The sequence below is a fragment of the Halobacteriovorax sp. GFR8 genome (assembly GCF_050955245.1).
Lineage (GTDB): Bacteria > Bdellovibrionota > Bacteriovoracia > Bacteriovoracales > Bacteriovoracaceae > Halobacteriovorax_A.
This window is the reverse complement of sequence record NZ_JBPBLR010000002.1, coordinates 2,191,402-2,217,966: the sequence shown is the minus strand read 5'-3', so window position 1 is coordinate 2,217,966 and position 26,565 is coordinate 2,191,402. Positions and strand designations below refer to the sequence as shown.

16 protein-coding genes are annotated in these 26,565 nt (G+C 39.4%); 14 read left to right on the top strand and 2 right to left on the bottom strand.

Annotated elements, in window-relative coordinates; translation table 11 throughout:
• Positions 1–87: 87 nt before the first annotated feature.
• The 11 genes from ACRXC1_RS11050 (at position 88) to ACRXC1_RS11000 (ending at position 23,369) form a co-directional block, all read left to right on the top strand.
• Positions 88–1,560: a hypothetical protein gene (locus ACRXC1_RS11050; RefSeq protein ID WP_433658771.1), complete on the top strand. Its 1,473-nt coding sequence runs from the start codon at positions 88–90 to the stop codon at positions 1,558–1,560.
• 128 nt (positions 1,561–1,688) lie between these two features.
• Positions 1,689–7,454, top strand: coding sequence for a tail fiber domain-containing protein (locus ACRXC1_RS11045; protein WP_433658769.1), 5,766 nt, complete (start codon positions 1,689–1,691; stop codon positions 7,452–7,454).
• A 149-nt stretch (positions 7,455–7,603) separates the two neighbouring features.
• A complete protein-coding gene (locus tag ACRXC1_RS11040) occupies positions 7,604–13,798 on the top strand; it encodes a tail fiber domain-containing protein (protein WP_433658767.1) in 6,195 nt (2,064 codons plus the stop codon).
• Positions 13,799–13,944: 146 nt separating this feature from the next.
• On the top strand, positions 13,945–14,361 hold the full coding sequence (locus tag ACRXC1_RS11035; protein WP_433658765.1) for a hypothetical protein: 417 nt from the start codon (positions 13,945–13,947) through the stop codon (positions 14,359–14,361).
• A gap of 161 nt (positions 14,362–14,522) precedes the next feature.
• Complete coding sequence (locus tag ACRXC1_RS11030) at positions 14,523–14,747, top strand: heavy-metal-associated domain-containing protein (protein WP_433658763.1); 225 nt, start codon at positions 14,523–14,525, stop codon at positions 14,745–14,747.
• Positions 14,748–14,755: 8 nt separating this feature from the next.
• Positions 14,756–16,957, top strand: coding sequence for a heavy metal translocating P-type ATPase (locus tag ACRXC1_RS11025; protein ID WP_433658761.1), 2,202 nt, complete (start codon positions 14,756–14,758; stop codon positions 16,955–16,957).
• Complete coding sequence (locus ACRXC1_RS11020; protein ID WP_021267828.1) at positions 16,954–17,235, top strand: metal-sensitive transcriptional regulator; 282 nt, start codon at positions 16,954–16,956, stop codon at positions 17,233–17,235. The genes ACRXC1_RS11025 and ACRXC1_RS11020 overlap by 4 nt, the downstream gene beginning before the upstream one ends.
• A gap of 8 nt (positions 17,236–17,243) precedes the next feature.
• The gene (locus tag ACRXC1_RS11015) at positions 17,244–18,449 is read left to right on the top strand and encodes a TolC family protein (RefSeq protein WP_433658758.1); all 1,206 of its coding nucleotides are present in this window, start codon (positions 17,244–17,246) and stop codon (positions 18,447–18,449) included.
• Entirely contained in the window at positions 18,442–19,791 is a 1,350-nt protein-coding gene (locus ACRXC1_RS11010) for an efflux RND transporter periplasmic adaptor subunit (RefSeq protein WP_433658756.1), read from the top strand. Before ACRXC1_RS11015 ends, ACRXC1_RS11010 begins: the two co-directional genes overlap by 8 nt.
• Complete coding sequence (locus ACRXC1_RS11005) at positions 19,784–22,900, top strand: efflux RND transporter permease subunit (protein ID WP_433658754.1); 3,117 nt, start codon at positions 19,784–19,786, stop codon at positions 22,898–22,900. The genes ACRXC1_RS11010 and ACRXC1_RS11005 overlap by 8 nt, the downstream gene beginning before the upstream one ends.
• Positions 22,893–23,369, top strand: a complete 477-nt coding sequence (locus ACRXC1_RS11000; protein WP_433658752.1) for a hypothetical protein — start codon at positions 22,893–22,895, stop codon at positions 23,367–23,369. Before ACRXC1_RS11005 ends, ACRXC1_RS11000 begins: the two co-directional genes overlap by 8 nt.
• On the opposite strand, the gene ACRXC1_RS10995 is transcribed toward ACRXC1_RS11000, so the two are convergent.
• Both ACRXC1_RS10995 and ACRXC1_RS10990 read right to left on the bottom strand, forming a co-directional pair.
• Entirely contained in the window at positions 23,370–23,882 is a 513-nt protein-coding gene (locus tag ACRXC1_RS10995; RefSeq protein WP_392909058.1) for a DUF2391 family protein, read from the bottom strand.
• A gap of 74 nt (positions 23,883–23,956) precedes the next feature.
• A complete protein-coding gene (locus ACRXC1_RS10990) occupies positions 23,957–24,853 on the bottom strand; it encodes a hypothetical protein (protein ID WP_433658750.1) in 897 nt (298 codons plus the stop codon).
• 240 nt (positions 24,854–25,093) lie between these two features.
• Between ACRXC1_RS10990 and ACRXC1_RS10985 the strand changes: the two genes are divergently transcribed.
• The 3 genes from ACRXC1_RS10985 (at position 25,094) to ACRXC1_RS10975 (ending at position 26,564) form a co-directional block, all read left to right on the top strand.
• Positions 25,094–25,555: an ankyrin repeat domain-containing protein gene (locus ACRXC1_RS10985; protein WP_433658748.1), complete on the top strand. Its 462-nt coding sequence runs from the start codon at positions 25,094–25,096 to the stop codon at positions 25,553–25,555.
• An 84-nt stretch (positions 25,556–25,639) separates the two neighbouring features.
• On the top strand, positions 25,640–25,870 hold the full coding sequence (locus ACRXC1_RS10980) for a hypothetical protein (RefSeq protein WP_433658746.1): 231 nt from the start codon (positions 25,640–25,642) through the stop codon (positions 25,868–25,870).
• A gap of 175 nt (positions 25,871–26,045) precedes the next feature.
• On the top strand, positions 26,046–26,564 hold the full coding sequence (locus tag ACRXC1_RS10975; RefSeq protein ID WP_392909065.1) for a hypothetical protein: 519 nt from the start codon (positions 26,046–26,048) through the stop codon (positions 26,562–26,564).
• Position 26,565: the final 1 nt, after the last annotated feature.

Here is a 26,565-nt window from a genome sequence, read left to right as displayed (position 1 = left end):
ATATAGGCGCCTTTTCCTACTCAATTATTGATATTTTTAAAGATATATTAAAATTAACCGATAAGAAGAGTAGGGGAAGGTGTTACTTTGAGTTCAGAATTTCGCTCACTTTTAAGAAATATATTTGGTGCTGGAGCATTGGCTGCAGTTGTTTCTTATTTTAGCTTCCTCGCACCTGAATCCTCAACTTCTCCTGAAGATAAAATGCTTTCAGAGTCTCTTGAATCACAAGAGAGAATAGAAGACCAAGGAGTTGATGAATTTGGTCGATCAAAGCGCCGACCTTCTTCTTTTGAAGAAGAGATCAGTCGACAATTTCCAACAAGAAAAAGAAAGAATGAAGAATCACGTGTGAATGTAGGTGGTAAGGTTGTTAGAGATCCAGCCTATGAAGCTCAGCAATTAGACGGTTCTAGCTACGAAGGTAGTTTAGGTGGAGGTAGTGGCCGTGGAAGTATTTCTGCAGGTGGCTCATATGCTGGCCCTTCAAGTAGTGGCGGAGATGCTGGTAGCTCTAGTAGCGATAGTTCTGGGACAAATAATTTTTCTTCTGATAGTGGTGGCCCTAGTGATGGGACGAGTACTTCTAATTCCGTTGCTTCTATGTCAAATGATGATCTTGGTGTTAAGAGTGGCTCATCAACGACAACAACTGAAGACTCTGATGACTCTAATACATCATCGTCCTCTTCAAGTGGAAGTGGAAGCTCAAGTGATCCAGTGATTACTCCTGTGACATGCTCTGTGGATCGTGCTGAAGGGGTGTATTCAGCAACAATTAATGTAACAATCACTTGTAGTGAGAACTCTAAAATTTCATATTGTTTACAATCTGGTGGGGGATTTTGTGACCCTGTCTCATCTCCAACAATATACTCTGGCCCAATTGCTGTCGGTACTGTGGATGGAGAGTTTGGGCTGTCATTTTTTGCTGAATCGTTGAGTACAACGAGCTCAACAGAAGTGGCCGAGTTTACTTATCATATTGACTCAACTCCGCCAGACTTAATGGTGACCTTTCCAAAGGTCTACGCACAAACAACGTTTAATTCTGTATCGAATTACACTCAGTCCGCTGACTTTGGGAAATCTAATCACTTCTATCATCAAATTAATTTTAAAGGCACAAATCCTGGAGCAGGAGGCCTTAATTGGACATGTGATCAGATTTATCATGATTATAATATTTCTGGCTTCTCATCAATTGCGACGGATGTTGATATCTCTGGCCTTGATGCGGCAACTCAACAGATTGATCAATTAATCGGAATTACTGACTTCGTAACAGGGGATAACTATATTGCAACAGTAATCGAAGATCGTAATCTCGGGATCGTATCGTGTCAGGTACAAAATGTCGTTGTAAGAGATTTTGCTATTGCGGCTTTTACTGGGACGGGAGCGACTTCTGTTATCTCTGGAGTTCGCACAACTTATGGAGGCTTTGTTGGCTATGGCCATTTTCAGGCAACTCCAAATACTTCTAATTCAGGTCAGCTAAGCAATGAGCAAGGGATTACCTCAAATAAACAAGGCCTCTATACTTTAACACATCAATAAGTTACTCAAATTATTGGCGGCTTTCTTAAGGCTGTGAAGATTCTTCCTCCCTAAGTTGTTAAATTTCTTTCATTTAATCAATTACACTAAAATGTCGATATGCCACTGTATTAACAGAGGAACTTTAGTTGTACGTTAGTCGAAAATTAACATTTATTTTAGCTCTATGCTTAAGTCTATTCTTAAGCTCTGGAATATTTGCGTCGACAACTAAGCTTGGTTACTCTGGCCGCCTTGTTTTAACAAACGGTACACCGGTTACTGGAACCCCCGATTTAAAATTTGATCTCTTTTATTCTGGCTCTACTGGAGTTAATAGGGGAACTCAGACAATCAATGCTGTTCCTCTTTCAAATGGAATTTACACCGTTGAGTTAGACTTTACAGGTATTGCAAGTGTGATCAATGCTATTCCAACAAATGAAACCCTTGTTATTCAGGTTACAGATATAACAGATGCGATGAATCCAGTTGTCTATGACTCTCAAAATATCTTAGCGACTCCGATTGCGGTTTATGCCAATCATGCAGCACTTGCTGAGACGATTGCAAATGATGCTGTCACTCCGGATAGTGTTGACTTCACTGGTTCATGCACGAGTGGACAAGTTGTTTCTGTAAATGCTTCAAATGAATTTGAGTGTGTCAATCAAACACCAGCAGTTAGCGTTGATTCAACTCTTGTTAATAATGCGGGAGTGATAGGACTTCCAACTGTTGTGACAGGTGACACTTATTATTCTGTAACAGTTGACGATTATGGACGTGTGACAGGCGGTTCAACAACTCCTCCTTCAACGACAGCAAATGATATTCAAGACAACTTAATCGTTGATGCTGATATCAACACAAGCGCTGCAATTTCTTGGTCAAAGATTAACAAGACTGGGGCAACTCCAAGTGATGTTGGCCTAACTGTTAATAGCGCTGGCCCTCTTGGAACGACATCTGCTGTTGCAACTGAGAATGTTGTAAAGAGTTACGTTGATACAACGGCAACGACAATTGCGGATGCAAAAGTCATTAACGATATGAGTGGTGTGCAGACTACAATTGCTCCGTCAGTTGATTCTGTGAAGAATTATGTAACAGCACAAACAAGTGCAATCACGTCGTCACAGTGGACGGACTCTGGACTCGATATCTACTTTAATACAGGGAATGTCGGGATTGGAACAACTACACCTAGTGCAAAATTAAATATAGTCGATGGGGATGTTTTAATTGATAAGAGCTCTGACAACCAACGAATTCGTATCGTTCAAAATGCTGCAGCCTCTTATTTTCAATTTGGTGATACAGCTAACAATGGTGGTCAGCTTCGATTCTCAACACCATTTACAGGTGGGACGACATTTATGACCCTCGATTCAAATTTAGGTCGAGTTGGAATTGGAACAACTACACCGACAGAAAAACTTGATGTAACAGGAAAGGTAAAAGCGACAGAGCTTTGTATCGGAGCTGATTGTCGAGCGGCATGGCCAACTGGAAATGCTGGAACTGTGACTTCAGTAACTGGTGGAGCAGGTCTAACTGGTGGAACAATTACTTCTTCGGGAACTCTTGCTGTCGATGTGGGTACAACAAATGGCAAGATTGCTCAAGTCGGAGCAGGGGACAAGCTTGCTGATTCAATTATAAATTATAACCCGGCCCTTGATGTTGCACTAACTGGATATACAACGGGAGCCGCTTCAAGTGTTGCTGCTACCGATACTATTTTGCAAGCCTTTGGAAAAATCCAGGGACAACTTGATGCTCATGCAACTTCCATTGCTGCTGCAGTAACTTCTGTAACTGGAGGGACTGGCCTTACAGGTGGAACGATTACTTCTTCGGGAACTCTTGCGGTTGACGTAGGAACGACGAATGGCAAGATTGCGCAAGTTGGAGCAGGTGATAAGTTAGCTGATTCAATTATCAATTATAATCCTGCTATTGATGTTGCTCTTACTGGATTTTCAGTAGGTGCTGACTCAAGTGTTGCTGCTACTGATACGGTTCTTGAGGCCTTTGGAAAAGTTCAAGCACAACTTAATTCTCAAGCAACTTCGATTGCAGCTAATTCAACACAATGGACGACATCGGCAAGTGATATCTATTATTCAACTGGTATGGTAGGGATTGGAACAACTTCTCCTCGTACGAAATTACACTTATCAGATGCTATGACAAATAACGCAAATGTCGATGAATCTGGGTTTTACTCTCAAACACTACATGCAATTGATACTAATGGATCTTATTCTTCACGTGGTGCTTATGTTGTTAATGCCACTCAAATCGATTCTGGAGTGACTTCTACTGGGATGCAGGTTGGACAATTAACACAGGCCCTTAGGAATTCTGGGGCAAATGGGGATAATGGAACACTGGCCGTACAAACTGCTTCTAACGTCGCTTACGGGCATTATAGTTATGATGGTACAGCAAGTCCGATCACGACAGATGCGTATGGGATCAAGGTCACAAATTATAATCGATCTGGTTCAGTGACAAATGCCTATGACCTACATATTGGAAACGATAGTGGAGCAGGTGGTACTGTTACGAATCGATTTGGACTTTACCAAGTCGGAGCATCTTATAAGAATTACTTCCAAGGAAATGTTGGGATCGGGACTAATTCCCCAACGACAGAATTAGAGGTTAGTGGAATTGTTTCTGCTAATAATATTGGCCTAAGTCTTCCGGCATCTAACTCTCTTGATAGCAATGCTCTACCAGCAGGTCTATACCGTTCAAATACCTCAACGACAGGTTCTCCTACTCCTGGAGAAAGTGGTGCGACACTTAGTATGCAAAGTGGTGTTGCAAGTGGTGCTGTTGCTCAGCTTCACATTAAAGCAAATAATACAGAAGACCCACGTGCCTTCATTCGCCACAGTGATAACACTGGAGACTTTAAAGATTGGCAAGAAATTGTAACAGCTGATGCCACAGGTAATGTTGGAATTGGTACAACGGCCACTCAGAAACTAACAGTTGATGGAAATATCAATGTGACGGCAACTAATGATATTTGTATTGATGGTGCTGGTTGTTTGGCCGCTGCCATCTCTGGTGCAGGTGAAGTCAATACTGCTTCAAGTGCTGGTGGAACTTCCCTATATAAAACAAAAACTGGAACTGACTTAGTCTTTAAAGGTTTAACTAGTTCAAGTGATATTACTCTTACAGCAAATACTAATGATGTAGGCCTTGCTATCAATACTGCAAATGGAGCAAGTGAGCTTCTAAGGCTTGACGGTAGTGGACGAGTTCCAGCTTCTAATGTTATGGGCACTCCTCTTACGGGTTATGCTGTTGGAACTAATTCTGTTCTTGCGCCAACCGATTCAATTGTTGATGCTTACGGAAAACTTCAAGCTCAAATTAATGCTCAATTTACTTCAATTACAGGTCTAGACACTGATGATGTGGCCGAAGCCGGTAACTTATACTTCACGGATACTCGTGCTCAAACAGCAGCTGTTGTTAATTCAACGGCAGGTAGTGAAACAACGCAGGCGCCATCTGTGAGTGCTGTTAAAAATTATGTTGATGCGAGAGCGACTCAATGGTCGAGCTCAGGAAGTGATATTTACTATAATACTGGAAAGGTTGGGATTGGAACTGCATCACCGATTGATAAATTTGAAGTAAATGGAAGTATGACTTTAAAAGGTGGATACCTCACTCTACAAAGGCCAGTCACCGCAGGTAGTTGGGCACGTGGTATGCACTTCACACCTGATGGAAGTGTTGATGCCACTAATGATGGCCTTGCTGGAATTGGTTTATTAGGAAGTGCAACAACTCAACAAAGGTTTTATATGACATTTGGATCTTCTCCTTGGAGTAGTACAACTGGTCTAATTGTTGAAAGCACAGGGCGAGTTGGAATTGGGACGAATGCTCCTCTTGGGCAAATTCATACATTCGGAACAGAGCCTGTTTTCTTTGACCGCGTTTCTGGAAACCCTTCTCATCTTCTTCTACGAGGGGCCAAGGGGAGTATTGGTGCGGAAACTGCTCCTTTAGAAAATCATGAAGTTGGACGAATTTCTTTTACTGGATTTGATGGTTCTGACTGGGCCACAACTGCATTGGCCGGAATCTCTGGGCGAGCATCAGAAGACTGGAGTCCAACAACAAGAGGGACGGATCTTGATTTTAAAACAGTAACAAATGGGTCTCTTTCAGAACAAACAAGAATGATCATTGCAAATGATGGTAAAGTTGGAATTGGCTCAGATGACCCCATTTCAAAACTTACGGTAAGAGGAGCTGATCATGTCACCAATGGCCCAACTCTAACCCTTGCTGGAGATGTGAGTAATCAATTTGAAGCAGGGCGAATTCGTTTTGCTGAGCCTAATAATACATTCCAGGGTGGCTACATTCATTATGATGGAACAGGTCCTGATTATCTTCACATTGGAGTTCATGAGACTGCCGACCTTTTAACATCAAGTGATGTTAATGCTATCAGTATTAGTCGCCAAACTGCAAATGTGGGGGTAGGGACAAGTACTCCTTCGTCGCGCTTACATGTTTATGAAAATGGTAAGCACTACCATGTTAATCGCAAGATTGATGGATACTCGCAAACAGAAAATTCAACAGGGATAAATTATATTCTTCTTCACCGTGCCTATGATGGAGCTCTTTTAGATGAGCACTATATAAATGGTGAGATTAATATAAGACGTGGTGGAACGGCCGCTTGGAATCGAAAAGTTTCTGCACAAGTTAATACGGCCTGTGCGTATGACAGCTGTCGAGGAAATATTATCAATTACGGTGAATACACATACCTTGCTTATGTTACTTATAGCGGCGTGAAGTATCTTGCTCTTGCGATTCCAGATGGTTCATCAATGTATAATGCGACTTTTACTGGTTACGCATACAACGCAACGGGTGTCGAGCAGTTAAGACTAGTTTATGATACAGATGTGACAAGTGTTACTTCATTCTCACAAAACGCTATTCATACTAATGCTATAAATGTTGCCGCTGGAAATATATCAACAGCATCTGGTTACGCTCTTGGATATAATCTTTCTTCAACTACTGATAGGTATGCACTCTATCCATATCTTTTAGGTCAAAAATCGAAAACGGGCTTAGGTCCATCTCTTCCTTATGATAATGCCATGAGTATCGAGTCTGATGCATTGATAACTTTTGTTGAAACAGATGCTGACAAGGTTTCTGGATTTATGGATTTAAATAGCAATACATTTGTGTGGGATGGAAATATTGGGATTGGGATGACCAATCCTTCAAATGCTCTACACGTAACAGGGAATATTGGAGCAACAGGTTGGGTTGGTGCTGGTTGTGAAGGTTCGTGTTCTACTGATGCTTATGCCATTAACTATGCTGACGGACGCATTAGAACATTCTCTGGTACAGGATCGGCTTGTGAAAAGGCCGGAGGTTCTGCAACTTTCACATGTTCTTCAGATAGAAGACTTAAGCACGATATTGAAGATTTTAAAGATGGTATCGACGTGATCATGAAGCTTCGTCCACGTACTTATGTTTGGAATGCGGATGAGAGTGAAAAAATACATTACGGATTTATTGCACAAGAAGTTCAAGAAGCAATTCCACATGCAGTAACAGTTGATACACAAAGAGAAGATGGAGAATACCTTACTCTTAATCAAGGAGAGTTCACTCCTTATATTATCAATGCTCTTCAAGATCTTAATCATATGATTGAAGATAATAAGAAGATGTTTAATTTCATGAGTAGTGGAATTGAATCAAAAGTAGATGGAAATAGTCGAGAAATCGCAAGTCTTAAAGAAGAGAATGCTGAGATTAAGGCCGAAAATAAGATGCTTAAAGACTATCTTTGTTCAAAAGACCCTGAAGCTCCTTTCTGTGGGCAGTAATTATTATTTGATTGGCCCAAAATCAAGGCGAATTTAGGCTACTTAGAATCACCACCGGCAGATAAGTCCTCTAAATGACATTTAATTATTGATCTTAACGAAACCATTCTATACTGACGATAAGCCACTGTATTAACAGAGGATCTTGGTTGTACGTTAGTCGAAAATTAACATTTATTTTAGCAATTTGTTTAGGGGTATTCTTAAACCTAAGTGCTATTGCATCGACGACTAAGCTTGGTTACTCAGGCCGCCTTGTTTTAACAAATGGCACACCGGTTACTGGAACTCCCGATTTAAAATTTGATCTTTTTTATTCAGGCTCTACTGGAGTGAATAGAGGAACTCAGACAATCAACGCTGTTCCTCTTTCAAATGGTATCTATACTGTCGAGTTAGACTTTGCAGGTATTGCAAGTGTGATCGATGCTATCCCAACAAATGAAACTTTAGTGATTCAGGTAACAGACATAACGGATGCGATGAATCCAGTTGTCTATGACTCTCAAAATATCTTGGCAACTCCAATTGCGGTTTACGCCAATCATGCAGCACTTGCTGAGACGATTGCAAATGATGCTGTCACTCCGGATAGTGTTGACTTCACTGGAGCTTGTTCAACTGGACAGGTTGTTTCTGTAAATGCTTCAAATGAATTTGAATGTGTTGATCAAACAGCATCAGTTGCTGTTGATGCAACTCTTGTGAATAATGCGGGAGTCATTGGTCTTCCAACTGTTGTCACAGGGGACACTTACTACTCGGTAACAGTTGATGATTATGGACGAGTGACTGGTGGTTCAACAACTCCACCTTCAACGACTGCAAGTGATATTCAAGATAATTTAATTGTTGATGCTGATATCAACACGAATGCAGCAATTTCTTGGTCAAAGATTAACAAGACTGGGGCAATTCCAAGTGATGTTGGCCTAACTGTTAATAGTGCTGGCCCTCTTGCAACGACAACTGCTGTTGCAACAGAGAATGTCGTTAAAACGTACGTCGATACTTATGCCAATGCAGCGGCAGATGCCAAAGTAATTGATGATATGAGTGGGGTGCAAACGACAATTGCTCCTTCTGTAAATGCTGTTAAAACTTATGTGACTGCGCAAACGGGTGGGATTACATCTTCTCAGTGGACAGACTCGGGGCTTGATATTTATTTTAATACTGGTTTTGTTGGTGTTGGAACGAATACTCCAATGGGCCCATTACACGTTGTGGGGAGTGCCAATGACTTAAATATCATGCGCTTTGGTGCAACTGATGCAGATATTTCAAGTCTTACAAATCTTTCTAATATGTCAGGTCTTCTTATTGCAAACGAAGGCGTCAATAATGCTTATCATTCATTTAGAATTGTAAGCGATGTGGATGCAACTCAAATTGAAAGTTTAGCAGTAACGAATGCTGGGCGAGTAGGTATTGGCGTTTTAGAACCAACACAAAAATTAGATGTCGATGGCAATATAAAAGCAACAGGACTTTGTCTTGGAGCCGATTGCCGTACAGTTTGGCCAACAGGAAATGCTGGGACAGTGACTTCTGTCACTGGTGGTGCAGGACTTACAGGTGGAACGATTACTTCCTCTGGAACTCTTGCTGTTGATGTGGGAACAACAAATGGCAAGATCGCTCAAGTTGGAGCAGGGGATAAGTTAGCTGATTCAATTATTAATTATAATCCTGCACTTGATGTTGCACTTACTGGATATGCAACTGGTGCTGCTTCAAGTGTTGTGGCAACAGATACGGTTCTAGAGGCCTTTGGTAAAGTTCAGGGACAGTTAGATGCTCACGCGTCTTTGATTGCTGGTAACTCTACATTGGTTATTAATTCGACAGCAGGAAATGAAACTGGGCAAGCTGCTTCAGTGGATGCCATGAAAAATTATGTTACAACTGAAATTGCTGGTGTTAATCAATCCCAGTGGACAAATTCTGCAAGTGATATTTACTTTAATAGTGGCAATGTTGGAATTGGGACAACTTCACCAACAAGCCCGCTCACTGTTAATGGTGTAATTACCGCTGGTGGTCTTAACTCTTCAGGGGCCATTACTTATAATTCTTCAGGCAATTATGTTCCCTTTTCTGCTTCTAATTCAACGGGCTATGCCCACGCAAGAATTAATGGACTTGAGGTCGGAGGTATTACCAGTAGCACAAATGAAGGGTATATCAAGCTTGGGGATAACTCCCGCCGGATAAAACTTGATACGAGTGGTATTATTTTGAGCAACGGTATCACAGCTAGTGATGAAGTCATGCGAATAAGTAGTAACGGTAATGTGGGTATTGGAACAACAAACCCATCTGAGAAGCTTGAAGTTGTTGGAAGAGTAAAAGGTACGGAGCTTTGTATCGGTGGTGATTGTCGAACTTCATGGCCTACGGGAAGTGGTGGTACTGTTACTTCTGTTGCCGGTGGAACAGGTCTGACTGGTGGAACAATTACTTCAACTGGAACTCTTGCCGTTGACGTTGGGACAACTAATGGCAAGATTGCTCAAGTAGGAGTAGGTGATAAGCTTGCCGATTCAATTATTAATTATAACCCTGCAGTTGATGTGGCCCTTACTGGTTTCTCTACAGGAGCTGCTTCAAGTGTTGCAGCAACAGATACAATCTTAGAGGCATTTGGAAAACTTCAAGGGCAATTAAATGCTCATTCGACTTCGATTGCTGCAAACTCAAATCTTGTTATCAATTCAATGGCCGGAACTGAAACGGGACAAGCACCATCTGTTAGTTCAATTAAAACTTATGTTGATGATCGTGCGACTCAGTGGGCGACTAGTGGAAGTGATATTTCATACTCTGGTGGTAATGTTGGGATTGGTACTGCAACTCCTACGAGAAAACTTCATGTCGTAGCTGATGATGCAGTCGACGGAAATGATTTTATCGCTTTATTTCAAGAGCCTGGGGTAACTCCTGAAGCCTCGGCCACTGTTGGTATTGCAGCAGATCGAATGGTTATGGTTCAAGGAAGTGGTGGAGCATTCTATGGTGGTCGAGATGTGGCAAATGATATCGAATTTGCTATGGGGACAAGTATCGCTGGAGAAGCCTTCTCTGGTTCCATGACTAATCATCAGTATGGACTAAGAACAAATAATATTACGAGAATGACGATTGATGAAACAGGAAATGTTGGAATAGGAACAACAACTCCTGCGGCAAGGCTATCAGTAGATGGTGATGCTGAATTCTCTGGGTTCTATACTAATGAGCAGGTCACTTATGCTAATTACGATTATACTAATCTTTCTTATTTACTACTTGCTAAGACATCAAGTGATGACAAGGTTTATGGACGCATCTACGGACATCGTGGAAGTTCTGCGGCCATCCCGCGACCTTACTATGTTGATGTTGTGATTGATACATCTTCTGTCTATACCGATGTAGGTGAGATCACTAATGCTTATCGTGTTGATTCAAAGATTGCTCTTGCCGAGATAACTTACAAAGGTGAGACGTGGTGGGCGCTACGCTATGATGCCGACAGTACTTTTCATGCTAATAATATAGGATTCCAAGGTTTTCGATCTCAATCAGACGGCGAATCTTTCACTTTTATCGATGCAGATAACACTGATTTAACAGCTATTTTAAATGTGAAAGAATATTCTCGAATTCGCGGAGACCTTTATAATACAAAAACTGGTAATGTTGGCCTTGGGACAACAGCACCTAGTGAAAAACTTGAAGTTAGTGGAAATGTGAAAGCAACTGCTTTCATTGGGGATGGTTCAAGCTTAACAGGTGTGAACTCTTCATCATCTTCTAATATTGCCGATAATACAATCTCGGCTGATACTGACGTTAATGGAACAGGTGCTATTAATTTTGAAACTGGTGGCACAACAAAAATGACAGTTGATAATGCTGGAAATGTTGGTATTGGAACTGATACACCTACAACAAAGCTTCATGTTAATGGTAGAAGTATACTTGGCATAGCTAATACGGGAGGGGCGGCTGAACCAATGGTTCAGGTTGGGGCACCTCGTACAAATTCGGGGACACAAAATTTATTATATTTAGGTGGATTTGAAGCAGATTCTTTTTATAAATTTGACTCTAGCTCAACACCAACTCATAGGCTTGATCTTCGCTATGGAAAGAAAGACGATAGTGTTGACGATTTAATCATGAGTTTTGGAAAAGATGGAAATATTGGAATTGGAACAACAGCACCAACTACGCCACTAGATGTCGTAGGAACGATTAAGGGAACAAGTGTTCAATCAATTGATCCAATGTTTCTTGTAGCAGCTAGTGAGTGGAGTAATACAACTTACGATTTTTCTGATGGTGCAACAGCTACAGGAATTAATATTACTTTTGATTTTGACAGTACTGGCTCTGACCCATTCCAATTTGGTTTAGATAGTAATAATTATTATCGTGTTTCACATGAGAGTGATAATGAGCAGACAATAAGAAAGACAATTGCTGGTGTCTCAACTGTTCTTGGAAACGTTGGGCATGCTTATGTTTCTGGACAGAAAGGTTTAAAAGGTCATGTTAATATCACGAATAATATCATTACATGGAAGATAACAAAGCCCAATGGTGCTTATACGCAATCAAGCGGTGCCGTGGATACAGGAAGCTTACCGCTTTCAAATTTTAAAATTAGAGCTAATGCAAATCTTAGAAATGTAAAAATCTACTCAGGGCAAAAAGTTGATCTCGCAGGTGGGAAGGCCCTAGTTGTTGACCATGCTAGTGGAAAGATTGGAATGGGGACAACAGCTCCTTCTGCTCGTCTTTCAATTCAGCAAAGTGGAGTCGCCGATAATTATGAAGGTATTAGACTAACCGCTGATAAGAATAGTGATGGGACAAATGATGAGTACCTTGATGTTTATATCAACTCTGCAGGAAAGAAAATCATTCAAACTCAGTCTTCGGGGGCAGCAGTTCACGACCTTCTTCTAAATCCAGCTATTGGTAATGTTGGGATTGGAAAAACAATTCCACGTACAACTTTAGATGTTGGGACCAATGGTAATGTTGCTATTTTTGGTGATGGCAGTTTAAATGATAAGTACATCTCTGTTAGGGATAATAATCAAGGTCTGTACATGGGACTTGATGTTAGTCTTAACGGTGGTAATGGTGCAGGACTTATTCAGTCTGGTCAGAGTAAGGGTCTTGGTTTAAAGGCGAATACTGCAACTTTTGGTGATGCTGATCCAGACTTCTATATTAGTGAAGCTGCCAATGTTGGTGTTGGAACAGTAGTACCTAGCTCAAAACTTGAAGTAAGACGAACTTCTGATAACGGAAGTCCAATGGTTCTTTTTGAAGATGCTACGGCGGCCAATAATACATCTGATGTTAAGATTTTTGCATATCGTCCAGGTCTTGTTCTTGAAGATGCATCTCTAAATGCAGATGATTTTAGACTTGGACTTGATGAAGATAAGGTTTATTTTACTTTTGATACTGATGAAGACGACGCTAAGGACTCGAGCTCTCAATTTGATGATGCTTATGCAATGACCCTTACTTCTTCTAAGCAGCTTGGTGTTAATACAACCAATCCTGCAGCAACTCTTCATGTCCATGGCCCTGCAAGTACTGCTGAATATCCTACTGATATTGCACAAGGAAATATTGTTTCTAAATTTTCAAATAGTAATAACGCAGTTGAGATTGGTACAAGCGGAGTCCTTAATGGCCGAAAAGCATGGATTTTAGCAAGACATACAACAACTGATACGTATGGACATTATTTTTCAACTCTACACCTTCAGCCTGATGTGGGAACTGATACATATTATCGTGGGGTCGCTATTGGTCTTTCTGCTGGGACGCAACTTGCGGAAAATGGTGAGCGCTTAGTTGTTAACGGAACGGCAGCAAAACCAGGTGGTGGTTCTTGGGCGACATACTCTGATGCGCGCTTAAAAGATATTACAGGCGAATTTAATTATGGCCTCGATGCCATTATGGCCATTGATACAATTAAGTATCGCTATAAAGACGATAACGCTCTTGGTATTCTAAATGAGAGAGAGCACTCTGGTTTTATCGCCCAGGATATTCAAAAAGTTATTCCTGAAGCGGTTAGAAAGACGACTGATGATTATTTAACTGTTGATAATGATCCAATCTTCTTAGCGCTTATTAATGCGACTAAAGAGCAGCAAAGAGAAATTGAAGAGAATAAGCGCATGCTAAATCTCATGCAAGAAGGGATTTCTCGTCGGGTGGCCTCTCTGGAAGAGCAGGTTGAAACACTAAAAGAAGAGAATGAAATTCTTAAGGCCTACTTATGTCAGAAAGACCCTGATATGCCACTGTGCCCGAAAAACTAGTCAAAAATTATTGTTAATACGTTAACCTTACTGTTCAAATTTCAATAGGTTGGGATCTTATCTTATTGATTTTCAAAAGAAGGTTACAATATAGATTATTGATCATCTTGCTAACTTTATAAGTAGTACGTTGGCCAGGAGGAAGCATGATCTTATTAAAATTTGCAATTCTCTACTTTGCACTAATATATTCATCAATTAGTTTTGCCCAGGATTCACAACTTGATAGCTTACTTCGCTGTAGTGAAGTTGCACAAGTTCGCTGTCTTGAGGTTCAAGAGTATGGGCAAGACTTTGTGGGACCTATTCAAGAGGAGACTGTTATCCAGGCCAAAGTAAGCGAGGTCGTTTCACCTAGTATAAGGGAGCTCATTTGCTGCGAGGATGATGAGAAGCTTAGAAAGTCCATCGTTGGTCATATCTTTGATCAAATGAAGCCTGATGATATGATTGTGGCCCTAATAGCCCACAAGAGTGTGGATGAAGTTCGTGGCCCTTCTAGTGTGGATATGGTCTATAACGACGATCGCTTTGTTGGCCCCAAACTACCAAGTAAGAAGTAGATATCTAACTATCAATTAATTCAGATACTTAAGGCCCTCGAGAAAGGGTCTTTGTCATTTCTATGTCAATTAACAAATCTTAAATTGCTTTATTTTAACTGTGGTTTTATTATTCTGTATACCCTATGGGGGTATATGGTTTAATGAGAAGAGAGGTTAATGTGAAAAAAGTTAAATTTGTTGTGAGTGGGATTAAGTGTGGAGGATGTGTCGGTAAGGTCGAAAACCAACTTAAGGATCTTTCAGGAGTGACAAATATAAATGTTGATATCGAAAACCAAGAAGTTCTTGTAACAGGTGAGCAAGATTTTTCAAATATGCAAATCAAATCAATGCTTGGAGAAATAGGATTTCCTGTTTCAAGCATGAAGAAGCTTGAGGCTTAGGAGACTGAGTGGAAGCACAAAATAGTGTAAACTTAAAAATTTCAGGTATGAGCTGTGCTAGTTGTGCAGCTTCTATTGAAAGTGAAGTTTCAAAAATTGATGGTGTTAAACTCTCGAGTGTAAATTACGCAATCGAAAGCGGACACTTTGAATATGAAAATAAAGATGTCTTAACAGATATCGAGAAAAAAATTGTAGAACTAGGCTATACCATTCAGACTGATGAAGAGGCCCAAGAAGAAACGGCATCAGCGGCCAAATCGATCGAAAAAGACAACTTTCATAAATTTGTTATTGGAATAACTCTGGCCGTAGTGGTTTTCTTATTTGAAATGGGTCCCTTTAAAGGTTGGCCAACAAAGAAGGCCAATTGGTATATCCAACTCGCACTAACGACTCCTATTTGGGCATGGATTGGTCTGAAGTTTCAAAGATCACTTCTTCAATTCTTAAGGAGTGGCCGCTCAAATATGAATACTCTTATTGGACTAGGGACGTCAGCAGCTTTTCTTTATAGTGTTTTTATTACTCTTTTTACAGAGCTAAGCCGTGAATTAGGACTGACGACTAGAGTATACTTTGAGGCGGTGGGATTCATTACTTCATTTGTTTTCCTAGGTCAGTACTTTGAAGAAAGGGCCAAGAAGAAAACAAAAGAGGCCCTTAATGATCTTTTTAAGTTATCGGCAAAGAAGGCTACAATTCAAAGAGGTGGCTCTTTTATGGAAGTCGCCATTAGTGAAGTCGTCGTTGGCGATACGATAAGAGTTCGCCCAGGTGAGAAATTTGCAGTTGACGGTAAAATTATTAAAGGTAGTAGTGCTATCGATGAATCAATGATCTCTGGTGAACCGCTACCTGTTAAGAAAGGTGAAGGGGAACAAGTCTTTGCTGGAACAATCAATGGGGATCACGTTATTGATTATAAAGCAACTAAAGTTGGTAGTGACACTTTCCTTTCTCAAATCATTAAATTCGTTGAAGAAGCACAGTCTTCTAAACCAAATATCCAAAAATATGCAGATAAAATAAGTGGAGTTTTTACTCCTGTTGTTATTGTCATTTCTATCATCACTTTTCTTGCGTGGTTCTTTTATGGAGCGGAGCCTAAGTGGGGGAATGCAATTTCAAGCTTTATTGCAGTATTAGTTATTGCTTGCCCATGTGCTCTCGGTCTTGCTACTCCGACGGCCGTCGTGGTCTCTACAGGTAGAGCTTCTTTAAAAGGTCTCCTTATCGGAGGTGGCGAAGTTATTGAGAAGGCCGTTGAAATCGATACGGTTATTTTTGATAAGACTGGAACAATTACTTTCGGTCGACCAAGTGTCATCGACGCTCTTTATAAAAAGAGTGAAGACTCAAGGCAAACTCTTGCACATCTTGCTTCAATTGAGCAATTCTCTGAGCACCCTCTTGCTAAGGCGGTTCTAAATTTTGCGAAAGAACAGGGGGTTCAGTTAAATGAGCCTGATAGTTTTGAAGTTATTAAGGGAAAGGGTATTATCGCTGAGATCGATGGTATTGAATATCATATTGGTAATGAATCAATTTTAGATGATTCAAGAATTAAAAGAGCTAGCGATTTAGAGTCAAAGAAAATTGGAAGCTTTATCTTTGTTGCTAGAAATAAAGAACACGTGGCAACTCTGATTGTAGGTGATGAAATTAAGCCAAGTGCAAAAGAGGCGATTGAACATTTTAAATCTCTTGGTATTGAAACTTGGATGATTACTGGTGATAACGATCTTGTTGCCAAGAGTGTAAGTGAAGAGATTGGAATTGATCACTATATCGCAAAGGCACTTCCTATTGCTAAGGCCAAGCAAGTTGAGAAATTACAAGCTCAAGGCCGTAAGGTTGCCATGATTGGTGATGGAATTAACGATGCCCCTGCTCTTGCAAAAGCAGACTTATCGATGGCCATGGGGACTGGAACAGACGTTGCAATTAGCGCTTCAGATGTGACAATTGTTAAAGGTGATATTGCTAAGGCAGTGGAATTCATTGAACTTGCAAAAGGGACAATGAAGATCATCAAGCAAAACCTCTTTTTATCAATGATTTATAACACTCTACTAATTCCTATTGCGGCCGGTGTCCTTGTTATTTTTGGCGGACCAACAATGCCACCTGTTCTGGCAAGTGTGGCCATGGGATTGAGTAGTATTTCAGTTGTTTCAAACAGTTTAAGAATAAGGAAGTTAATATGAGTAAACACCCAGATCACAAAGCAACACTAACAAGAGTCAATCGAATTGAAGGACAAGTACGTGGTATCAAAAATATGATCGAAGATGGAAAGTACTGTGTGGATATTCTCACACAGATCAAATCGATTAGAAGTGCCCTTAAAGGTCTTGAACATGTAATTCTAGAGTCTCACTTAAATAGCTGTGTCATGAAAGCAATTAAGTCAGGTTCAGAAAAAGATTCTGAAGAGAAGATTAGTGAGATCATGGAACTTTTAAAGAAATCTGCAAAGTCATAGGGATTATTATGCTTAAAATCGCTTTCGTTACTTTTCTTTCGACATACTCATTGGCCTTTAGTTTTAAGCAGGCCGTAGGGGAATTAAGTAGACACAATAGTGTTGAAGCAATCAAGGGAAGTGCAAAATCTCTGGTTGAATCTTCAAAACAAAAAAACTCTTGGGGGGACCCAATGTTTAAGGTCGCTGCAAAGAATTTTCCTGTTGAAACCCTCGATTATAACCAGACGCCTATGACTGGGGTTGAGCTTGGTATTTCTCAAAAAATTGCTCTTTCTAATAAGTACGCAAAAGCAGCTGAAAGTATGTATGCTCAGGCCAGAGCAATGAATTTTTCTGCTCTTGATTATGAGCAGGCCCTTGTTAAGGCCTTATGGGGGAATATCATCGAAAATCGCAAGATTGAGCATGAACTAGAGATCTTACGAGAAAATCTTGCGTGGATTAATAATATTTTAAAAGTTAGTAAGAAACTTTACTCTAATGGAAGAATTACCCAACAGGCCTTATTAGATATTCAAATTAGAAAGTCAGAAATTGAAAGTGATTTAAGTAATAAAACTTTTGAACTTAAGCAGAATAAAGCACAACTCGTCTACTTACTTGGAGATCGTGCCGTAAGTTTTGATTACAAAACGACTCCTTGGTTTTTATTAGATAAGACTAAGGAAGCAGAGATAAAAGACAATCGTCTAAAGGCCCTCGAAGAGGGGAAGGTTGCAGGAGAGTTTGCAGTTGAACAAGCAAACCTTGCTTTTATTCCAGATATAACTGTTTCTTTGGGGTATACGTTTCGTTCTGATGAGATTGATAAGAATGGCGACTACATTGGAGCTCAAATTTCTTTCCCAATACCGATCTCTGATGACAAAAGAGGTAGTAAGGGAGCCGCTGTTGCCACTCATTATGCGGCAACAAAGAAGCTTGAGGACTACAAATTAAAAAAGAGACGCGATCTGAATATTATTCAGGATGATATTGATAAACTAAAAGCTGAGCTAAATATCATTACGAAAAAATCAGTTAATTTCGCTAAAAATTCGAGATCAATTACGTCTAAGTCTTATGGGCGCGGAAATAGTTCTTATGTAGAGCTTTTACAAAGTGAATTAAGGTTACAAACAATCTTATTAAAGAAAGTTATGCTTGAAGCGCAATTAGCGACTTCAAAAGTAGATTATAAATATACTCTTGGAGAGTCCCTCTATGAATAAGTTACTTAAATTAATTGCATTTTCAACATTACTTGGATTTGTTGCATGCTCACAGAAAGAAGATGTGAGTACGCAAAGTGAATCCAAGGTCAAAACATATTATACATGTTCGATGCACCCTCAAATTAAAGAGGATGGTCCAGGTAAGTGTCCTATCTGCCATATGAACCTGACAAAAGTTGAAGTCGAGGATGATCATGATCACTCGACAATGGCCCAGGCCGAACCAGAAAAAGAACTTTGGCGTTGTACTGATTTTCCAGATGTAACAAGTGAAAAAGAAGACGTTTGTCCAATGGATGGAACTCCAATGGTAAAAGTTAACATACGAAAAGAAAGTGCGGCCAAAGTTGTTGCCAGTGTGAAGCTTAGAAAGTCTCAGCTAAAACACTTTTCACCATCATACTTTCCTGTGACGACAATGAAGATGACAAAGAAGATTAGACTTCTTGGTCAGGTACTTCAATCAGAAGAGAAGGAGAGTAATATCCCTGCTCGAATTGATGGCCGTGTGGAAAAAGTTTATGTGAAATCAACTGGAAGTTTTGTAAAAACTGGTGACCCTGTAGTTGATATTTACAGTCCAAAACTAATCACAGCTGGGGAAGAATATATTCTTGCTCGCAAAACATATCTAAAAAATAGAGGTCGTGAGTTCAGAGACCTTTATAAACAAAGTCAGGAAAGGCTAGAGTTATGGGGGATTAAGAAAGAACAGTATGAAGCTTGGGCCAAGAAAGGTTCTGTGCCAAATAAGATTACTATCTATTCTCCTGCGACAGGGATTGTTCAAAAAAGAAGCGCTACTGTTGGAACATACTTTAAAGAAGGTCAAAACTTCTTTGAATTATCAAACTTAAGCGATGTCTGGGTTGAGCTTGATGTTTATGAACAAGATTCAGCTCTCGTTGAATTAGGTCAAAAGGTTGAGTTAGAGTTTATTGCTCTACCTGGAAAAACAACGACTGGCGAGATTGATTTTGTAAGTCCTGTCCTAGACCAACAGTCTCGTACATTAAAAGTTCGTGCAACAATTACGAATGAAGAAGGAAAGCTTAAACCAGGAATGGTTGCGAATGCTCAAATCACTTTTGAATTAGAGGGACTGCCTCTTGTTATCCCACGTTCTGCAGTTATTGATACAGGAAAGAGGAAGGTTGCTTGGGTGAAGAAAAGTGACAAAGAATTCAAATCAGTAATTATTAAAACAGGACATGAGTCTGAAGGCTATGTTGAAGTTAAGCAAGGTCTAAAAGAAGGGGATCAAGTTGTCATCGAAGGTAACTTCCTTCTTGATGCTCAAGCACAACTCTTTGGCGGATATGAGGATATGAATGATTAAGAATATTATTGAATTATCCATTCGAAATCGTGTTACGGTAGTTCTTCTTTTTATTTTAGTAGCACTACTATCGGTATTCAGCTTATCGACTGCACGTATTGATGCAATCCCAGATATTGGTGAAAATCAGCAAATTGTCTTTACGAATTGGGCCGGACGCTCTCCTAAAGATATTGAAGAGCAAATTACTTATCCTCTAAGTGTACTGCTTCAGGGGATTCCTGGTGTAAAGAATATTCGCGGAACATCAGCATTTGGTTTTTCTACGATCTATGTAATTTTTAATGATGATGTCGACTTCTATTGGTCGAGATCTCGTGTCTTAGAGAAACTTACTAGTGCTAAAAATGAACTGCCAGACGGTGTTAACCCTGCAATGGGACCTGATGCCACAGGTCTAGGGCAAGTTTATATGTACACGCTTGAAAACTCTGCTGATAATGATAAACCTCTTTCTCTAGAAGAGCTAAGAACATTACAAGACTTCTATGTGCGCTACCTCCTACAAAGTGTAGAAGGAGTTAGTGAGGTTGCAAGTATTGGTGGGTTTGTTAAAGAGTATCAAATTGATGTTGATCCTAATAAATTGATTGCTTACGATGTTCATCTGACTGCAATTATAAATGCAATTCAAGACAGCAATATTGATGTTGGAGCAGAGGTCATTGAAGATGGTGATCGCGAGTTTATTGTTCGTGGAAAAGGCTTCTTTAAGTCTCTTGCTGATATCGAAAATGTTGTTGTTGCTGTTAAGAATAAAACTCCGATTCGCATTAAAGATATGGCAAGTGTTGGAACTGGCCCTGCATTTCGCCGTGGGGCCCTCGATAAAGATGGGACGGAGGCCGTTGGTGGTATCGTTACAATGCGTTTTGGTGAAAATCCAAAAGAAGTTATCGATAATGTAAAAGAGAAAATAAACATTGTTAGGGCCGGTCTTCCAAAGGGAGTCGAGTTTAACTCTTTCTATGATCGTACAGAAGTCATTGAGAGAACAATTGGAACCGTTTACTCGGCCCTTGCGCAAGAGATCTTTATCACTGTTATTGTGATCCTTCTTTTCTTATTACACTTTAAGTCTTCGATACTAGTTTCACTCACTCTTCCGTTTGGAGTTGGAATTAGCTTTATTCTTATGAAGTTTATTGGGATTGACTCAAATGTAATGAGTTTATCAGGACTTGTTATTGCCATTGGTTCAATGGTTGATATGGGTATTATCATGACTGAGAATATCTATTCGAGTCTTGCTAATGAAGATCGAGATCTCTCAAAGTCAGAACGTGTGGATATCGTTATTAAGGCCGCACGTGAAGTCGGACCTGCTATTCTTACCGCTGTCGCGACAACTATTGTCACTTTCTTACCAGTCTTTGGTCTTGAGGGGAGTGAAGGGAAACTCTTTGGTCCACTTGCTTGGGCAAAGACACTGGCCATGTTTGGATCAGTTGTCGTTGCGATCATTCTTGTTCCGGCCTTAAGTGTTTACTTTTTAAAAGGAAAGCTTAAACCAATTGAAAAGAACCCTGTAAGTTTAAAAATTGTAAATACTTATCAGCCAGTTCTTAGATGGATGCTTGATCACCGTAAGATTTTTGCAATTTTCCCAACTGTTATTTTTATTCTTGGGGGTATTGCGTACTCTCAACTTGGTAAAGAGTTTATGCCTTCTTTAAATGAAGGGGAAATTCTCTATATGCCTGTAACAACTGCCGATGTAGGGATGACGAAAGCACGTGAGCTCTTAGCATATACTGATAAGGAGCTTGTAAAGCATCCTCTTGTTGCAAGTGCCATTGGAAAACTTGGGCGAGCAGAAACTGCATTAGATCCTGCACCAGTTGCCATGTTTGAAACAGTCGTAAAGCTTGTTCCTCAAGATCAATGGCCAAGCGGAACATCTATCTATGACATTATGGCAGAGCTTGATGAGCAGCTTCAAATTCCAGGGCTAGTTAATGCGTGGCTTTTCCCGATTGAAAATCGAATTGCCATGATTTCAACAGGGATTAAAACGCAAATTGGTGTAAAAATTTTCGGGGATAATCTAGAAAAATTAGAAAAAATTGGACAAGAGATTGGTCATGTTCTTGAAGGTATTAAAGGAGCAAGTGGTGTTTATGCTCAGCAAATCACTGGTAAGCCTTATATTGAATTTGATATTGATCGTGTAGCAGCAAGCCGTTACGGTATAAACACTGGAACAATTAATAAAATACTTCAAACTGCCGTAGGTGGGATGACGATTGGTCAATTCTATGACGGAAGACAGCGTTTTCCAATTCGCGTTCGCTACAAGAAAGAGTTAAGAGATCGTGTTGATGAATTAAAGAAGGTTCTTGTTCCAAGTCCTCTTGGACAGCATATACCGCTAGAACAACTTGCTAAGATCGAAGTTGTGACAGGACCAGCAATGATACAGTCTGAGGACGGAATGTTGCGCTCTCTTGTTCTTTTAAATGTTCAAGATCGTGACTTAATCGGTTTTGTTGAGGAAGCTAAAAAGGCCGTCGAAGAAAAGGTTGAACTACCGAAAGGTTACTCACTAGTTTGGGCAGGACAATATGAAAATCAGGTTCGCTCAAATAATCGCTTAATGCTTCTTGTCCCACTGGCTTTAGTTATTAATCTAATCATTATTTACTTTGGTATTAAAAACCTAAGAAATGCAGCAATTGTCTTTAGTGCAGTTCCAATTGCTTTTGCTGGAGGTCTAATCCTTTTATGGATTGGTGGCTTTAATACTTCTGTTGCTGTGTGGGTTGGTTTCATTGCCTTATTTGGTATCGCTGTCGATGATGGAGTCGTCATGATGACCTATCTGCAAGATGAGTTTAAGTCCATCAAACCTAATAATTGGCAGGAGCTTAAGGAAGTCATTGTTAATGCTGGATCAAGACGTATTAGACCTCTTGTTATGACAACCACAACGACTGTTGTCGCCCTTGTTCCAATTATGTGGTCAACAAGTACAGGAAGCGAAGTCATGAAACCTATGGCCATTCCTACGCTTGGTGGGATGCTCGTTGAGTTAATCACACTCTTTGTCGTACCTATTACATATTCATATTTTGAACAAAAAAATCTTAAAGGAGAAACACATGAATAAATTTATTATTGTAAGTTTTATTGCTTTTAATTTATTTGCTGCCGGTCGTATAGAGATGGCCAAGGATACAAAGAAACAAGTCGTTAAGGTTCTTGAACTTAATGAGGATCTTCACTCAAGCTTTTTTAAATATGATGGAGCAAAAGTAGAGGAAGCTGCAAAGAAGCTATCTCGTGCAATTGACAAAATTAGCGATGAGAAAATTAAAAAGCTATTAACTTTCTCTAAGGTAAAGCTTTCTGAAATTCAGGCATCAAAATCAACTGCTGACAACAATCAAAATTATCACCTTGTTTCAATGGCCCTTATTCATATCATTAATACATATGATGTAGGGGAAAAGTACAATGCTTACTCATGTCCGATGGTTAAAAAGAAATGGGTACAAAACTCTTCGAAGCAGGATAAAGTTCATAATCCATATGCTTCAAATATGCCTCATTGTGGACAAAAAGATACAACGTTTTAATTACTTTAAATAGTCTGTGATGGCCGCTCCAAAGATACTTGGAAATGCAATAATAACTGTGCGTTTAAAAGCAAGAATTGGGTCGGTCATGACAGGGAATTTATCAATAAGAAATAAGATAAAGACAACGCTAGAAGTTGTAATCAAGTAAATTGCAATAATCCTCTTAACAAACTCTGCGACATTTCCCTTTAACTTGAATCGATAGAAGTTGAAATAAACAAAGCACATCACAATTACAATTGAAGATACTAGTAAGTAGTAGATATTGTTAAATTTAAGAGAAACACTTAAATTCCATACTTCTTCAGTAAAACAAAGTGGTGAAGCGACAAGAAAGGCCCCTACAAATATTTGTGAAACATCACGTAGTCGAAGCTCAACCATAAGAGGGTTGATAACATGACCAATTGGCTTTCCAGTATCATCTAAGAAGGTAACAACCTCTTTTAGGTAGCCATTAATACGCTTGATCTCTGTATGTGTATTCTTTAAGCCTTTAAATATTTCCATATTAAAATTATAGAGAGTATTTAGAATTTAGGCAAAAAAAAAGGCCCGGATAACCGGGCCTAAGTTTTTAACTATTATAGTAAGTTAATTGTAGCTGAAATTGCTAGGTTTGTTTTGTCACCATCAATGTCATCCATTAGGAATTGAACGTTAGGGTAAACATAAACATCTCTAGTTACAGAGATACCAACACCAACTGATTGGTACTCATAAGAACGAGTTAACTTCGTTGCATCATCTTCACGGTAGTTCTTGAAGTTAAAGTAACCAAAAACTGTTCTAAATGAGTATGTGTCATTGAATACATACTCAAGTTGAGGGTATAGACCAACAGAGTAGTTCGTTTGTGCTGACTTAGGTGTTCCGTTCTCTGCAAGACCTTCGTATAGGTATTGGTTGAAACCAATACTTACACCAAGAGTAAATCCAGTGTCTTTGATACTTGCCATCATGTTGTGTGAAAGACCAACAACACCAGAAATATTTTGCACATCCCAGTAGTCATCAGTTCCGTGAGTATAATCTACAGCTGAGATTGTTTGGAAGATACCAAGCTTATATACTCTTGAGTAACCAATGTATGGGTTAGATACGTCAGCTACTGAGTGTCCCCATGGATCATAAAGAGCAAAACCAGCACCTAGAGAGATACTGTCGTTTTTAGAGAAACGGTAACGTGCAGAAAAGCTACCATCGATAGATGTAGCAGTTTGTTCTTCAGGGTTTCCGTAAATATTTGGTCTTTCTGCATCAAATGGGTCTGTAATTGAACCACCACTATAGCCAACAGATAGGCTAAAGCTGAAAGGTGACTTTGAGCCAGATTCAGCTCTTAGTCTTGCGTTTGTAATTTCACTGTCGATGTCTCCATCTTTTTTACTTTTTGCTTCTTCTTGAGCATGAGTTTGAACCGTCATAGCAGCTGCTAGAATTAGCATAAGTAACTTTGAACTTTTAACAATTGTTCTCATAATCACTCCATGTGTATGTTTTTTTATAGACTAGTATTGTCTAAAGACTGATGTGAAAGATCAATTGATTTCTTAATAAAATCTTAATAAACAACAAGAAAGATTTTTGCATGGAGCGCCAATATAGCTTAAATCAACAAATAATCCTCAAATAACAATTAAGAGGCTTAATTAAACTTATCTCATCTTCACTTTAAAGTAGAGATAACTTCTCCGTAGAATTATCTATTAGGAGAAGTTATGTCTAAAATTTTTGATTGGGCCCAGAATGGTGATGTTGGCGAGTTAAGTATTTTCTTATTAACAAATGAAGAATGTAATTTGGAGGTTACTAATGAAAAGGGATATACCCCTCTTCTTGAAGCTACCCAGAATGGTCATTTTGATTTTTGTCATACCTTATTGAGTGCCGGTGCCTGCCCTAAGGCAACAGATGGCCTTGGTAATAACGCTCTTATGCTTGCTTCACTAAAAGGTAATTTAAGAATCGTTAAGTTACTCATTCAATATGGTGCAAAGCTCGGTGAATTAAATGATTCAGGGATGAGTGCTCACGACTGGGCCATGGCATTTAATCGTAAACAAGTTGTTTCTTTTATTGGTGAAAGACATAATTTTCAAAACAATCGAATTAAAAGCTATCTAGGCCTCGTGAAAAATGGAATGAAGTCAATTTCATGGCCTAATAGGAAATCTCTATGATGTCATAAAGACTCGATATTTTATTTCAATCCTATTTCTTGCGATGATGAATTAACAGATAATCAATCATCAAAGGAGATGGATATGAAAGTACACACATTATTTACGACACTAATTATTGGTGCGAGTATGATGAGTTTTTCAGCGTCAGCAGAGTCCCTTTGTGAACATAAGAATAATTCACAAGAGGTGAGCTCACATCAAAACCTAGAGAATGAAATGGTTCATTCTACTAGTTCCCTCAAGTCAAAGTATAAGAAATCTGGCGAAACTCGCATCCTTAGTAAAATCGAAGGGCGCGATCCAATCCGCTAAATCTTATATAAGGCCCTATTTATGTCTCCAAATAGGGCCTATTTTCACCAAATTTCATGTACTTATTACAATATATGTCTCTATTAGCAATCAGTTGTTTAAATGTATTGATAATAGTTTGACATGTCAAACTGGTTCAGATATTTATTCTTCATAAACATAAAGGAGAATAAACATGATGAAAAAATCACTTATAACTTTATTATCACTTCTATCAGTTTCAGCAATTGCAAATTCTGACCTAGTTCTTGAAGGGGAGAGATGGGTTGCAAAGCATAAAGGTTATGTATGTGCAGCATTTACTGACTACACGAATGCACCTGCTACTCACAACAACATGAATGTTAAATTTGAAAAGCTTTCTACTGATTACACACTTGATAATATTCTAATTAAGGCAACTTTTGAAAATGTTGATGGTGTTGAGTGTTCTTACTCTTCAATCCTATTTGCAGATAACGCAGCTTCAACAATCGAGCTTGTTGATTCAAGAGCTTTTTCAAAAGTAGATGCTTCAGCTGACTGTTCTGAAGGTAAAGCAGTTCTTGATGCTCAACTTGCAGACAATGACTATCTTTACTGGGGGCACCCTCACCACGCAACGATCATGGTTCCAGCAACTGGTGCTGCTGATGTTTGTGGTGCCGAGGCAACACATATTGGTATCGATTTTATGGTTTATAAGAAACTATAAA

Excerpts from the sequence above, each read along its gene's own strand:
- ACRXC1_RS11035 (WP_433658765.1), top strand. The coding sequence starts at position 13,945 with ATGATCTTATTAAAATTTGCAATTCTCTACTTTGCACTAATATATTCA.
- ACRXC1_RS11020 (WP_021267828.1), top strand. The coding sequence starts at position 16,954 with ATGAGTAAACACCCAGATCACAAAGCAACACTAACAAGAGTCAATCGA.
- ACRXC1_RS11015 (WP_433658758.1), top strand. The coding sequence starts at position 17,244 with ATGCTTAAAATCGCTTTCGTTACTTTTCTTTCGACATACTCATTGGCC.
- ACRXC1_RS11010 (WP_433658756.1), top strand. The coding sequence starts at position 18,442 with ATGAATAAGTTACTTAAATTAATTGCATTTTCAACATTACTTGGATTT.
- ACRXC1_RS11005 (WP_433658754.1), top strand. The coding sequence starts at position 19,784 with ATGATTAAGAATATTATTGAATTATCCATTCGAAATCGTGTTACGGTA.
- ACRXC1_RS11000 (WP_433658752.1), top strand. The coding sequence starts at position 22,893 with ATGAATAAATTTATTATTGTAAGTTTTATTGCTTTTAATTTATTTGCT.
- ACRXC1_RS10995 (WP_392909058.1), bottom strand. The coding sequence starts at position 23,882 with ATGGAAATATTTAAAGGCTTAAAGAATACACATACAGAGATCAAGCGT.
- ACRXC1_RS10990 (WP_433658750.1), bottom strand. The coding sequence starts at position 24,853 with ATGAGAACAATTGTTAAAAGTTCAAAGTTACTTATGCTAATTCTAGCA.
- ACRXC1_RS10985 (WP_433658748.1), top strand. The coding sequence starts at position 25,094 with ATGTCTAAAATTTTTGATTGGGCCCAGAATGGTGATGTTGGCGAGTTA.
- ACRXC1_RS10980 (WP_433658746.1), top strand. The coding sequence starts at position 25,640 with ATGAAAGTACACACATTATTTACGACACTAATTATTGGTGCGAGTATG.
- ACRXC1_RS10975 (WP_392909065.1), top strand. The coding sequence starts at position 26,046 with ATGATGAAAAAATCACTTATAACTTTATTATCACTTCTATCAGTTTCA.